This window comes from Pseudomonas sp. GW821-FHT09C08, from assembly GCF_059418125.1.
Genome location: NZ_JBWKPG010000004.1, coordinates 102,216 through 114,858, shown reverse-complemented (window position 1 = coordinate 114,858; position 12,643 = coordinate 102,216). Strand labels below are relative to the sequence as shown.

Annotated in this window: 10 protein-coding genes and 1 pseudogene; 9 read left to right on the top strand and 2 right to left on the bottom strand. The window is 56.3% G+C overall.

Features of this window, described 5'->3' with window-relative positions; translation table 11 throughout:
- Nucleotides 1-3 precede the first annotated feature (3 nt).
- Together AC07OJ_RS15165 and AC07OJ_RS15160 are read left to right on the top strand one after the other, a co-directional pair.
- A complete protein-coding gene (locus AC07OJ_RS15165) occupies nucleotides 4-1,287 on the top strand; it encodes an ABC transporter substrate-binding protein (RefSeq protein WP_065909193.1) in 1,284 nt (427 codons plus the stop codon).
- 604 nt (nucleotides 1,288-1,891) lie between these two features.
- Nucleotides 1,892-3,142, top strand: a complete 1,251-nt coding sequence (locus AC07OJ_RS15160; protein ID WP_032879817.1) for a ribonucleotide-diphosphate reductase subunit beta — start codon at nucleotides 1,892-1,894, stop codon at nucleotides 3,140-3,142.
- Nucleotides 3,143-3,192: 50 nt separating this feature from the next.
- Here AC07OJ_RS15160 and AC07OJ_RS15155 read toward each other — a convergent pair whose 3' ends face one another.
- Nucleotides 3,193-4,689: a reverse transcriptase domain-containing protein gene (locus AC07OJ_RS15155; RefSeq protein ID WP_495094745.1), complete on the bottom strand. Its 1,497-nt coding sequence runs from the start codon at nucleotides 4,687-4,689 to the stop codon at nucleotides 3,193-3,195.
- Nucleotides 4,690-5,284: 595 nt separating this feature from the next.
- On the opposite strand from AC07OJ_RS15155, the pseudogene AC07OJ_RS15150 reads away from it, so the two are divergent.
- The 3 genes and pseudogenes from AC07OJ_RS15150 (at nucleotide 5,285) to AC07OJ_RS15140 (ending at nucleotide 7,264) form a co-directional block, all read left to right on the top strand.
- A pseudogene (locus tag AC07OJ_RS15150) lies at nucleotides 5,285-5,734 on the top strand (BRO-N domain-containing protein).
- A 99-nt stretch (nucleotides 5,735-5,833) separates the two neighbouring features.
- Nucleotides 5,834-6,547: an HNH endonuclease gene (locus AC07OJ_RS15145; protein WP_495094744.1), complete on the top strand. Its 714-nt coding sequence runs from the start codon at nucleotides 5,834-5,836 to the stop codon at nucleotides 6,545-6,547.
- Between the two features lie 72 nt (nucleotides 6,548-6,619).
- Complete coding sequence (locus AC07OJ_RS15140) at nucleotides 6,620-7,264, top strand: HAD-IB family hydrolase (protein WP_065909191.1); 645 nt, start codon at nucleotides 6,620-6,622, stop codon at nucleotides 7,262-7,264.
- A gap of 114 nt (nucleotides 7,265-7,378) precedes the next feature.
- On the opposite strand, the gene AC07OJ_RS15135 is transcribed toward AC07OJ_RS15140, so the two are convergent.
- Nucleotides 7,379-8,338, bottom strand: coding sequence for a LysR family transcriptional regulator (locus AC07OJ_RS15135; protein WP_213554507.1), 960 nt, complete (start codon nucleotides 8,336-8,338; stop codon nucleotides 7,379-7,381).
- A gap of 193 nt (nucleotides 8,339-8,531) precedes the next feature.
- Here AC07OJ_RS15135 and argH point away from each other — a divergent pair, with 193 nt between their 5' ends.
- The 4 genes from argH (at nucleotide 8,532) to AC07OJ_RS15115 (ending at nucleotide 12,580) form a co-directional block, all read left to right on the top strand.
- Nucleotides 8,532-9,959, top strand: coding sequence for an argininosuccinate lyase (argH, locus tag AC07OJ_RS15130; protein ID WP_106802830.1), 1,428 nt, complete (start codon nucleotides 8,532-8,534; stop codon nucleotides 9,957-9,959).
- A gap of 106 nt (nucleotides 9,960-10,065) precedes the next feature.
- Complete coding sequence (locus tag AC07OJ_RS15125) at nucleotides 10,066-10,944, top strand: amino acid ABC transporter permease (RefSeq protein WP_017134649.1); 879 nt, start codon at nucleotides 10,066-10,068, stop codon at nucleotides 10,942-10,944.
- 24 nt (nucleotides 10,945-10,968) lie between these two features.
- The gene (locus AC07OJ_RS15120) at nucleotides 10,969-11,733 is read left to right on the top strand and encodes an amino acid ABC transporter ATP-binding protein (RefSeq protein WP_016974699.1); all 765 of its coding nucleotides are present in this window, start codon (nucleotides 10,969-10,971) and stop codon (nucleotides 11,731-11,733) included.
- Nucleotides 11,734-11,758: 25 nt separating this feature from the next.
- Nucleotides 11,759-12,580: an ABC transporter substrate-binding protein gene (locus AC07OJ_RS15115; RefSeq protein WP_495006964.1), complete on the top strand. Its 822-nt coding sequence runs from the start codon at nucleotides 11,759-11,761 to the stop codon at nucleotides 12,578-12,580.
- The last annotated feature ends 63 nt before the right edge of the window (nucleotides 12,581-12,643 follow it).

Here is a 12,643-nt window from a genome sequence, read left to right as displayed (position 1 = left end):
CCTATGAACCTCGTCAATCGCCTTGCCCTTGCAGTCTCTTTCGCCAGCCTCTGTACGCTCACCGCCCAGGCGGCTGAGAGTAAAGGCAGTGTCGAAGTCGTCCACTACTGGACGTCGGGCGGCGAAGCCAAATCAGCCGACGTGCTCAAGCAACTGATCGAAAAAGACGGCTTCACCTGGCAAAACAGCGCCGTCGCCGGTGGCGGTGGCGCGGCGGCCATGACCGTGCTCAAGACTCGCGCAGTGTCCGGCAACCCACCCTCCGCCGCGCAAATCAAAGGGCCGGACATCCAGGAATGGGGCAAGCTGGGCCTGCTGACCAGCATCGACAACGTCGCCCAGGCCAACCACTGGGACACCCTGCTGCCGCCGAGCATTGCCGAGCTGATGAAATTCGACGGCCACTACGTTGCCGTGCCGCTGAATATCCACCGCATCAACTGGCTCTGGACCAACCCCGACGTGCTGCGCAAAGCCGGGGTCGCCCATGCCCCGACCACTCTGGAAGAACTCTACGCCGCCGGCGACAAGCTCAAGGCCGCCGGTTTTATCGCGATCGCCCACGGCGGCCAGCCATGGCAGGACACCACCGTATTCGAAGGCCTGGTACTGAGCATCCTCGGCGCCGATGGCTTCAAAAAGGCCTTTATCGACAACGACGAAGCCACCTTCACCGGTCCGAAAATGACCGAAGTGTTCGTCGCCCTGCGCAAACTGAAGACCTACATGGACCCCAACGGCGCCGGCCAGGACTGGAACATGGAAACCGCCAAGGTCATCAACGGCCAGGCTGGCATGCAACTCATGGGCGACTGGGCCAAGAGCGAATGGAGCGCCGTCGGCAAAAAGGCCGGAGTCGACTATGAATGCGCGCCCTTCCCCGGCACTCAAGGCATCTATAGCTACACCATCGACTCACTGGCGATGTTCAAGCTGTCGAGCAAAAACGACACGCCCGGTAACAACGCCGCCCGCGACGACCTGGCCAAGATCGCCCTGGAGCCGCAATTCCAAACTGTGTTCAACCAGAACAAAGGCTCGATCCCGGTCATCAAGGGCCTCGACATGAGCCCATTCGACAGCTGCGCCCAAGCTTCCGCCAAGGATTTCGCCGAGGCGGAAAAGGCCGGCACGCTGGCGCCGAGCATGGCGTTCAACATGTCAACGTCCCAAGCCGTGCAGGGCGCGGTGTTTGATGTGGTGAGCAACTTCATGAGCAATAAAGATGCGGACCCGGCCAAGGCGGGTAAGCAGATGTTTGCCAGCATTAAAGCGGCGGCCCAGTAATCCGCGATCTAAACAACCGTCAAGGCCGCCACACTCCCCTGTGGCGAGCGGGCTTGCCGCGTCGGGCAGCGAAGCGGCCCCAAAATCAGGCGCTGAGTTCTCTCAGGAAAACCTCAGCGCCTTGACTGGGGCCGCTTCGCTGCCCAACCCGGGGCAAGCCCGCTCGCCACAACAGCCGCATACAAGCCACAAGGCGATTTCCCGACGATTGGACACCACCACTCGCCGCTAAAAAAATCCTCAAGCAGCAAACCCTTACAAACCAACACTCTGGCCGTAACCCCACGCATTTTGGCCGACCGCTGAGGCCATCCGCCGCAACACAAAGCCGAATTTTTCCCTATAATGCGCGGGTAAATCGGGCCTGCAATATCCCTTTACACCGGGATGAAGAGCCAGACCTTGAGCCTGCGCTGGAGCATGTACCTGTCGCTCCGCCCCTCAAGCCTCACGCAGAGCACCCGTTAGCCTATTCCGTTTAATGCGTGCGCTAGCTGCAACAAACGATTCCTTAAGATCCACCGCGGCCTCAGGGCCGTGTGAACACCCAACCATCCGGTTTCACACGGGCCCCTTTGCGCCCTCACGCAGGAGACGACACGTCATGCTGAGCTGGGACGAATTCGACAAAGAAGAAGAAGGCGAAGTAGCCGCTAAAGGCGCCAACGCCGGCCACGCCACCGAAGCCAACATGGACCGCCTCGACGGTGCCGGCGCCGCTGCCGCCATCGAAGCGCGCGCCGTCACCGCCAGTGACTCCGCCGCCATCGTGCGCGCCAAGGCCGCCCTCGACAAACTCGACGTCGCCGAAGGCCTCGCCGAGCTGGAAGGCTCCGCCGCCCGCGTCGCCGTTGACGAAAAGCGCATGATCAACTGCCGCGCCGACCTCAACCAACTCGTGCCCTTCAAGTACGACTGGGCCTGGCAGAAGTACCTCGACGGCTGCGCCAACCACTGGATGCCGCAAGAGGTCAACATGACCGCCGACATCGCCCTGTGGAAAAACCCCGAAGGCCTGACCGACGACGAACGTCGCATCGTCATGCGCAACCTCGGCTTCTTCTCCACCGCCGACTCGCTGGTTGCCAACAACCTGGTCCTGGCCGTGTACCGCCTGATCACCAACCCGGAGTGCCGCCAGTACATCCTGCGCCAGGCCTTCGAGGAAGCGATCCACACCCACGCCTATCAGTACTGCATCGAATCGCTGGCCATGGATGAAGGCGAAATCTTCAACATGTACCACGAGATCCCATCGGTCGCGAAAAAAGCCGCCTGGGGCCTGAAATACACCCGTTCGATCTCCGATCCGAAGTTCGAAACCGGCACCGTCGAGACCGACAAAGAGCTGCTGCGCAACCTGGTCGCCTACTACTGCGTCCTGGAAGGCATCTTCTTCTACTGCGGCTTCACCCAGATCCTGTCGATGGGCCGTCGCAACAAAATGACCGGCGTCGCCGAGCAGTTCCAGTACATCCTGCGTGACGAGTCGATGCACCTGAACTTCGGTATCGATGTGATCAACCAGATCAAAATCGAAAACCCACACTTGTGGGATGCCGAGATGAAGGAAGAAGCGACCCAGATGATCCTGCAAGGGACTCAGCTGGAAATCGAATACGCGCGTGACACCATGCCGCGCGGCGTGTTGGGCATGAACGCGGCGATGATGGAGGACTATCTGAAGTTCATCGCTAACCGTCGCCTGTCGCAGATTGGCTTGAAGGAAGAGTATCCAGGCACGACTAACCCGTTCCCGTGGATGAGCGAGATCATGGACTTGAAGAAAGAGAAGAACTTCTTCGAGACCCGTGTGATCGAGTACCAGACTGGCGGTGCGTTGAGCTGGGATTGATAGGAAAATAAAAAAATCCGCTTTTAGCGGATTTTTTTATAAATAAGCTTTCAATACATATAGGACAACGACCTTATATTCATTACCTTTTCAATACCTGCTTCCGTCATAGCCTGTGTTAAGGCTCGATGAAGTAGTGAAAGACTTGGAACATCGTAGGTTACTTTACCGGAAACGTGTTGCTCCCTGTATCTACGAACCAGAGTACCCCGAGAAACGTTAAAGGGAAAAGAATGACCGCGAGCAAAACCATGACGAAGCAAAAGCTTATTTCTAGCTCTAACAGCGCGATGAACTGCAGAAACCAACCACCCATCGAGCATTTTCAATTGTTCGAGATCAGAAACTAAAGGATAATAGCTCATCAGACCTTTAAAATAGATACGCCTCGTCCTTCCATTTAAATAATTTAAAATCTGCTGTGCCGTCAACCCCCCATAAAGGTAGCGACGAATTTCAGCCATGGCACTTAAAAGCGCTTTATCTTTACCATTTGCAGGAATTATCAATGCACGCAGCGGCGTTGAATTTAAAGGCTGCAAAAGATGCTTTGATAATATATAAGCAATTTGATCTTTAATCTTAGATACAGCGTTGTTTTTTATCGACACGCTTCCGAGCGAAAGTGAATAGCCAAGAAAATCAATTTTTTCTTTTGATGACATCTCAGCCGGCAATCCTTTTCTTTTCAACAGATTTATTCCTGCCGACTTAACTGTGTTGATTTTAATATCCGCAACTCGAGAGAATTCATCAAAGCATTCAAATGCTTCGCAAATTTTTGCATAATCTTGAGACCAGACAATTGTATCATCAGCATATCTAGCAAATTTAACGCCGCAGCGCTCTAGCTTTTTGTCAAGAGCCCAACAAACCAGATTAGCTAGAAACAAAGAAATGGAAGTGCCTTGCGGAATTCCTACCTGGCCATGAGACACCAAAAACGCTTTAATAATTTGGAGATCATCACTGCTCACCATAAACCCATTTAATTCAAGCTGAGCCAACAGATAGGAGTGACTTATAGATCCAAAAAAATCGGAAAAATCAAATTCTGCAACAAAGACACGTGACAAAGAATCCAAATCGACAGCGACATCTTGAATTGCAAAATGCACATTCCGATCATCTCGATAAGCATATGAATAAGAACTGAATCGATGCTTATTTTTCTGTAACAGCCCTGAGTAAAATAGCCGAGAAATTGCAGCATCTGGGACTTGATATACAGAAATACTACGTACTCCTCCACCTGGCTTTACTACATTATGCATAAAAGGTGGATTGGGACAATAACAATTATCTCGAATTTTCTTTGCTATCGATTTGGCGATACTTGCGGATTTTCGGTGAACATAAAATGGATTATGCAACCGACCTTGCCCCCAGGCTTCTGGTGTTTTAACGACTTTAGGGGCAACATTTTTTAAACGACTTTTTTTCCGAGAGTATTCTAAATGAAGAGTATTTTGATATTGCTGATAGCGATCGATGAGTTTTTTGGCTTCCGCCTCGATAGCCTCTTTTATACGAAACTCTAAATCCATTTTATCCCCCTTCCTATAACAAAAAACCCAAGCTTTCGCCTGGGTTTTCCACGGAGCCGACCTAGTAAAAATAATTATCCAACCTCTTCCACAGAGCCGTGGATAAACTCTGCGGCCATAAGGGCTAAGCCCTATCTGGCAGTTCCGTTCCCTCCCGAGGAGAGTGGCCGAACGATATCACCGAAAAATATTGGCGTCGATCCTCCGATAGGAGATTTTAAAGAAAAGAAACATCCATTTGCCTTCAGGCGTGTATTGACGCGTTTAGCAAGCTCCCTTAAATCTTCACAGCGGTGCCTAAGAAACACCTCACGCAGCGAACTGATCGCACCCGACAGTAGCGGCTTTTTTGTTCCTGCGGTTTCCACGTGAGCTTAGAAAATCTCTGTTATGCCGGGAGTGGGCTAATACAAGGCCCGAAAGTGGAATATGTCCAGCCCTCTGTGTGGGGCTTCTTAACTCCCGGCGCCTAGCCCTTAGAAAGCTGACATCATACAAAGGTAATTGAAATGCCTAGAATTTTCACTGTCCTCGCGAAAGGCTATCCACTGCGTAAGAACTGCTCTTTAAGCACCTCTGATAGAGGTGATGCGTCATGCGCGCCCCCTTTTCCTCTACTGTCTCTACACGTCAATACCTCCTGTTGCACGCCCTTCTTCTGGAAAACCAACCGTAGTTCTGCGCTCGCAATCTTGGGCATTTGATGGGCTGGTATTTGGATGAGCGAACGACACCAAGCTCGATGAACACCAACGAAAAACCATAAATCTGCTGTTTCACGGTCAGCCGCAAGAAATGCTGATGATCCGTGAGTCCAACGCTTCGGGACGCGCGTCAGCCAAAGACAGTAGATCGCCCGCAGTTGAGCACGTTGCGATGGCCAGAGATTTCGTTAAACCTGTTGCATTAGCAAGATGAAGGCTGGGGACGACTTCGGGATATGCCGTATCTGTTGGTCAATCGAACCTATTGGAAAGAGTCAGCAAGGAATCCGTGGTGGCGCAAGGTCACTCAACCTTTCCGAATGAAGCAGCGAATTTACTAACGAAGACGACCGCCAAATCCTATCAAGTCGTAGGAAATTTCGTAGACGCCATAATGGCTACTCAGTATCGTCCGAGGGTTTTCTACCCTCGGCGGCTGTATGGATATTACGAAAGACAAAACGGACTGGAGCGACGCGGAGCTGGCAGCTGCGGTCGAGGCGTACCTGAAGATGTTGGCCTGGGAAAAGAACGGCCAAACGTTCAACAAGGCCCTCGAAAACCGCCTCCTGCGCGAAGGCCCGGTGGCAGGCCGCGCAAAGGGCTCCATCGAATTCCGCATGCAAAACATCTCCACCGTGCTCGTCCGTATGGGTTGGGACCGCATCGAAGGCTATAAGCCTGCGAAGAACGTGGGCACAGGCGTAGAACAACGCATCCGCCAAGCCCTCGCCGCACAGGGTGTATTCGAATCCGAAGACGCTGCCCAAACAGCAGATGAGCAAACGCTTATTCGCCGCGCGTCCAAACTGCAGCAGCAGCCTTTCCCAAAACTACCGGACGGCATTGCGAAACCGCAGAAAGTTTCTACCGTCAGTACCGCCTTCGTTCGCGACCCAAAGGTCCGCGCCTGGGTACTAAAAGAAGCCAAGGGCATCTGCGAAGGCTGCGATTCAAACGCACCGTTCGAGGTCGATGGTTTGCCATTTCTTGAAGTACATCACGTCAAGCACCTCGCCCAGAAGGGTTCGGATCGCATCACCAATGCTGTAGCCTTGTGCCCCAATTGCCATCAGCGTTGTCACCGGTCGAGTGATCGGAACGCTTTCACTGCAGCGCTTTACAGCAAAGTTGGAAGATTGGCACGGGAGTAAACTCCTGCTGTCACACCTGATGCACACTCAAAAAACACTAGATAGGACCGAGGCCAACCCGTGAACCCAGACATGCTCGAAGCCGGCCCTGTGGATGCCAAAGTACTTTCCGTCTTTGACTTCGACGGCACCCTGACCCATCACGACAGTTTTGTGCCGTTCCTCAAGTTTGCCTTTGGCCCTGGCGAGTTCTATGGCCGGATGGTCAAGCTGGCGGTGCCTGGGCTGCGCTTTTTGCTGCGGCTGATCAGCCGGGATGAGTTGAAGGCGCAGTTGATTCGCACCTTTATGACCGGGGTCGAGAAGTCGTGGGTGCAGCAGAAGGCCGAGGAGTATTGCCAGCGCAATTGGGCGCGGTTGATGCGCCCGGCGGGCGTGCTGTCAGTGGAGCAGGAGTTGGGCTCGGGGGCGGTGGTGACGTTGTGTTCGGCGTCGCCGGCGTTGGTGTTGCAGCCGTTTGCTGACCGGCTCGGGATCAAATTGATTGGGACTGAGCTTGAAGTGGTGGATGGGGTGTTGACCGGCAAGCTCACCGGGAATAACTGCCGCTGTGAGAATAAGGTGCTGCGCCTTGAAGCGGTGTATGGGGACCTGGGGGAGTATCGGCTGCGGGCCTGGGGCGATACGCGCGGGGATCGGGAGTTGCTGGCGGCGGCGCAGGATGCGCATTTCCGGCATTTTCATTCGAAGAAGAAGCAGGGCAAGTTGCAGCGGTGATGCGGGTGGGTGGGGTCGGCGGGTGACCGAGGTGATCCCTTCGTAGCCTCGCTGGGGCTCGACAACTCCCACAGTTGATTGATGTCGTGTCGGGATCGGCGCTTGGCGTTAGCGTTATGTTGCGGCCTTGAGGTCTACGCCCAGGGCGGTGGCGAAGGCTTTTACCATGGGGCTGCGCGGGGCGTTGTGGCGCAGGATCAGGTTGACGGCGGTGCTCAGGTGCACGTGGTCCGGGCACAGTGCGCGTAGGCGCCCTTCCCTTACCAGCGGCGCAGCGTAGTGTTCTGGCAGGAAGCCCAGGAAGCGGCCGGTCAGGATCAGGATGGCGACGGCTTCCACTTGTGAGGCCGAGGCGGACTGGCTGTCGTAGGTGACGAAGTTGGCCTTGTCGCGGTGGATCGCGTACCGGTGGTTGACCACTTCGTATTGGCGCAACACTTCAGGAGTGATGTCGCTCGCATTGAACAGTGGATGTCCTACGGCGCAGTAAGCGTGGGCTTTTTCTTCATACAGCGGGAAATAGTCGAATTCCTCACGGCGCTGGTACACCGGCACGATGCCGACAATCAGCCGCCCTTCCACGACGCCACGCTCAACTTCGTCAAGTTGCGAGGCCTGTAGGCGCAATCTTATTTTTGGCGATTCGCTGTGCAATTTCCTCAACGCGTCAATAAGCGGCGAGTTGATATCGGAGACGGTAGTATCAATAACGCCCACACTAAGGTCGCCGATCAGTTCATTTTGCGCCGAACTAAGCTTGTCGCGAAAACTGTCGACCGAGGTAAATAACTCGATGGACGCCTGATACACCAACTTGCCTTCTTCGGTCAGCCCAAAGCCCTCCCGGCCCCGCGTACACAGGCGCATACCGATGCGGATTTCCAGGTCGGAGATCTGCTTGCTGATCGCTGCCAGGCCCACGTTCAGCTCGTTTTGTGCAGCGCTGAAGCCGCCAGCCTCGACCACAGCCATAAATACCCGGAGCAATTTGAAGTCCAGTCCGCTCAATTGCAGGGGCGGTCTTGTGCCGGGTTTGGGTGGCAGGTTTCCAGAAGTGGAAAGTGGAGTTTCCATAATACGCGTTGACCTCAAGTGCCATATTCAACAGGCTTTGACCCAATCCTTGAACACAGCCAGGCGGCGATAATGAACATAAACATCCGCCCTTGGCAACCTTGAATACGGCGCGTCAGACGCTGATTCAGTCTAGTTGAAAACTTATTTTTACTGCCTCCGACTCTTCTAAAAACAAGCGTGAGGAATACCCATGTCCCAGCCCACCGACCGCCTTTGGGGCGCTCGTTTCAAGACCGGTCCGTCTGCAGCATTGGCCGCGTTGTCCCGTTGCCCTGAGCGCTATTTCCGCCTGACGCCCTACGACCTGGCCGGCTCCCGTGCCCATGCCCGTGAGTTGCAGCGCGCCGGTTTGCTGGATGAGTCGGAGACCCTGCGCACCCTGGAGGCCCTGGACCGGATCGGCGAGGACTTCGCCGCCGGCCGCCTGCATCCGACGCTGGATGATGAGGATGTGCACACCTTCATCGAACGCGTATTGACCGAGCGCCTGGGCGCCCTGGGCGGCAAGTTGCGCGCCGGGCGTTCGCGTAATGACCAGACGGCCAACGACCTGCGCCTTTTCCTACGCGACCACGCACGCACCATCACCACCGAGGTACTCGCGTTGCAGCAGGCGTTGGTGGAGCAGGCTGAGCAGCATGTGGAGAGCATCTGCCCGGGCTTTACCCACTTGCAGCAGGCGCAACCGATTGTGTTTGCCCATCACCTGTTGGCGCATGCGCAGTCGATGCTGCGCGATGTGCAGCGTCTGGTCGATTGGGATGCGCGTACGGCGTTGTCGCCGTTGGGCGCGGCCGCCATGGCCGGGTCGGCGATTGCGCGCCAGCCGGAGCATTCGGCCAAGGAAATGGGCTACACCGGACCGTGCGAAAACTCCATTGATGCGGTCGCCAGCCGTGACCATGTGGCGGAATTCCTGTTCGTGGCCGGCATGCTTGGGGTGAATATTTCGCGCCTGTCGGAAGAGTTTTGCCTGTGGTCTTCGCGCCAATTTCGCTGGGTGGTACTGGACGATGCCTACGCTACCGGCAGCTCGATCATGCCGCAGAAGAAGAACCCGGACATTGCCGAATTGGCCCGGGGCAAGGCTGGGCGCTTGATCGGCAACTTGACCGGGTTGATGTCGACGCTCAAGTCGCTGCCGCTGTCGTACAACCGCGATTTGAGTGAAGACAAGCACAGCGTGCTGGACAGCGTGGACACTTTGCTGCTGGTGCTGCCGGCGATGGCCGGGATGGTTGCGACCATGAAAGTGCAGGTGCAAGAGCTGCGGCGTCAGGCGCCGATGGGTTTCACCCTGGCGACTGAGGTGGCGGATTGGTTGGCAACGCGCGGTGTGCCGTTCAAGGAGGCGCATGAGATTACCGGCGCCTTGGTGCAGGCCTGTGAGAAGCATGAGATTGAATTGTGGGAAGCCTCGCCGGCGATGTTGGCAGAGGTGGATGCTCGGTTGCTGCCGGAAGTGCGCGACTGCTTGACCCTGGAGGCGGCGATTGCGGCGCGCAGTGGCTGGGGCGGGACGGCGCCGGAGCGGGTTCGGGAGCAGATTGGGCGGTTGAAGGTGGCGTTGGCGGCTCAGCAGCAGTGGGCTGAAAGTTATCAGGGGTTTCGGATTTAAACCTGGGCCTTTGTGGTGAGTTTGCTGGCGCTTTCGCAGGCAAGCCAGCTCCCACATTTGGACCGTGTTTTAACCGTTGGATCGAGTACAGCAGTGGAGTAGCACCATGAACCAAACCCCGGCGGAGCGCTTGGAAGCCGAGCGCAAGTTGTCCGAGAACCAGTTCGATATCACGCAGTACGAGCACGTGCCGCGTCGTTATTACGGACGGATGTTTTTTGCCACGTTGATCGTGATCGCACTGGCCGCGCTGTTGCGCGCCTTCGCCAATGGCCAGATCGAATGGTCATACATCGGTCAGTTCCTCACGTCTGAGGCCATCCTCTGGGGCCTGGTCAACACCATCGTCATGTCGATCCTGGCAATGGCGCTGGGGGTGGTGATCGGGGTCATCACGGCGATCATGCGCATGTCGGCCAACCCGATCCTGCGTTACGTGGCCATCACCTATACCTGGCTGTTTCGCGGCACGCCGCTGATTTTGCAGCTGCTGCTGTGGTTCAACCTGGCGCTGATTTTCCCGGTGATCGCGATCCCCGGCCTGTTCAGCATCGACACCGTCGACCTGATGACGCCATTCGTGGCTGCCCTGCTCGGCCTGAGTATCAACCAGGGCGCCTACACCGCTGAAGTGGTGCGCGCCGGCCTGCTGTCGGTGGACACCGGCCAGTACGAAGCCGCCAAGTCCATCGGCATGCCGAGCCTGCAAGCGCTGCGTAGGGTAATTCTGCCGCAGGCGATGCGAGTGATCATTCCGCCTGTAGGCAACGAGTTCATCAGCATGGTGAAAATGACCAGCCTGGCCAGCGTGATCCAGTACTCGGAGCTGCTGCACAACGCGCAAAACATCTACTACGCCAACGCGCGGGTCATGGAGCTGCTGATTGTTGCCGGCATCTGGTACCTGGCGGTGGTGACTGTTCTTTCATTTGGTCAAAGCCGCCTCGAGCGTCGTTTTGCCCGCGGCGCCGGCAAGCGTTCGTAAGTCTGGGTTGAGGAGATTTGCCCCATGAGAAGCATCGTCAAGGCCGTCAACCTGAACAAGTATTACGACCAGTATCACGCGCTGCGCGACATCAATATCGAGGTCGAGCAAGGCGAAGTCATGTGCATCATCGGTCCGTCCGGCTCGGGTAAAAGCACGCTGCTGCGCTGCGTCAACCAGCTGGAAAAAATCGACAAGGGTGGCCTCTGGGTCGACGGCGAACTGGTGGGTTACCGCGTCGTCGGCAACAAGTTGCACGAAATGAATGAATCGCAGATCGCGCGCCAGCGCCTGGCCACCGGCATGGTGTTCCAGCGCTTCAATTTGTTCCCGCACATGACCGTGCTGCAGAACATCATCGAAGGCCCGTGCCAGGTGCTCAAGCGTTCGCCCAAGGAAGCCACCGAGGACGCGCTGGAATTGCTGGCCCGCGTCGGCCTGGCGGACAAGCGCAATGCCTACCCGGTGGAATTGTCCGGTGGCCAGCAACAGCGTGTGGCAATTGCCCGCGCGCTGGCGATGCGCCCCAAGCTGATGTTGTTTGACGAACCCACGTCAGCCCTCGACCCGGAGCTGGTAGGAGAAGTGCTGTCGGTGATGCGCGATTTGGCCACCACCGGCATGACCATGATCGTGGTCACCCATGAGTTGGGCTTCGCCCGCGAGGTCTCCAACCGCATGGTGTTTATGGACGCCGGCCAGATTGTGGAAGCCGGCAGCCCGGAAGAAATTCTAATAAGCCCACAAAACCCGCGTACCCAAAGCTTTATTTCTGCCGTTCGCACTTAACTAGAAAACTAACGAGAACGCCCCCATGAAAACATTGTTTATCCCAACGTTGCTCGCAGGCCTGATGGCCTCCTCGTGTGTATTCGCGGCATTGCCGGCGGCAATCAAGGACAAGGGTGAGATCAGCGCGGCCATCGTGCCGAACTACCCGCCGATGGACTTCAAGGACACCGCCACCAACAAGCTCACGGGCCTGGACTTCGACCTGGGCAACGCCCTCGCCGAGCGCCTGGGCGTGAAGATCAAATGGCAGGAAACCGGCTTCGAGCAGATGCTCAGCGGGCTGACCACCAAGCGCGTCGACATCGTGCTGTCCGGCATGAGCGACACCGCCGAGCGCCAGAAAGCCGTGACGTTTATCGACTACTTCACCAGTGGCCCACAGCTGTACACCCTGGCCAAGCGCGAAGACCTCAAGGAATTGACTGACCTGTGCGGTAAAAAAGTCGGCACCAGCCGCCGTACGACCTGGCCGTCGGAAATTGCCGCGTGGAGCAAGGAAAACTGCGAAGCAGCAGGTAAGCCAGCGATCGTGGTGATCGGCACTGAAGGCTCGGCGGACGCGCGTGCCCAGTTGCAGCAAAACCGTTTGGATGCGGCGATGCAGGGCAGCGAGACGATTCCTTATTTGATGTCGTTGGACAAGGGCAAGTACAAGCCGGTAGGCCTGGCGATTTCCAAGCAGTTCACCGGGTTGGGGATCGAGAAGAGCAATACCGAGCTGGTCAGCGCGATCAGTGAGGCGTTGCAGGGCATGGTCGAAGATGGGACCTACGGCAAGATCCTCAAGAAGTGGGATCTGGAGCAAGGTGCGGTCGAGAAGATCACCATCAATTCCGGCCAGTAACTCGATCCAAATGTGGGAGCGGGCTTGCTCGCGAATGCAGTGTGTCAGCGACGAATGTACCGA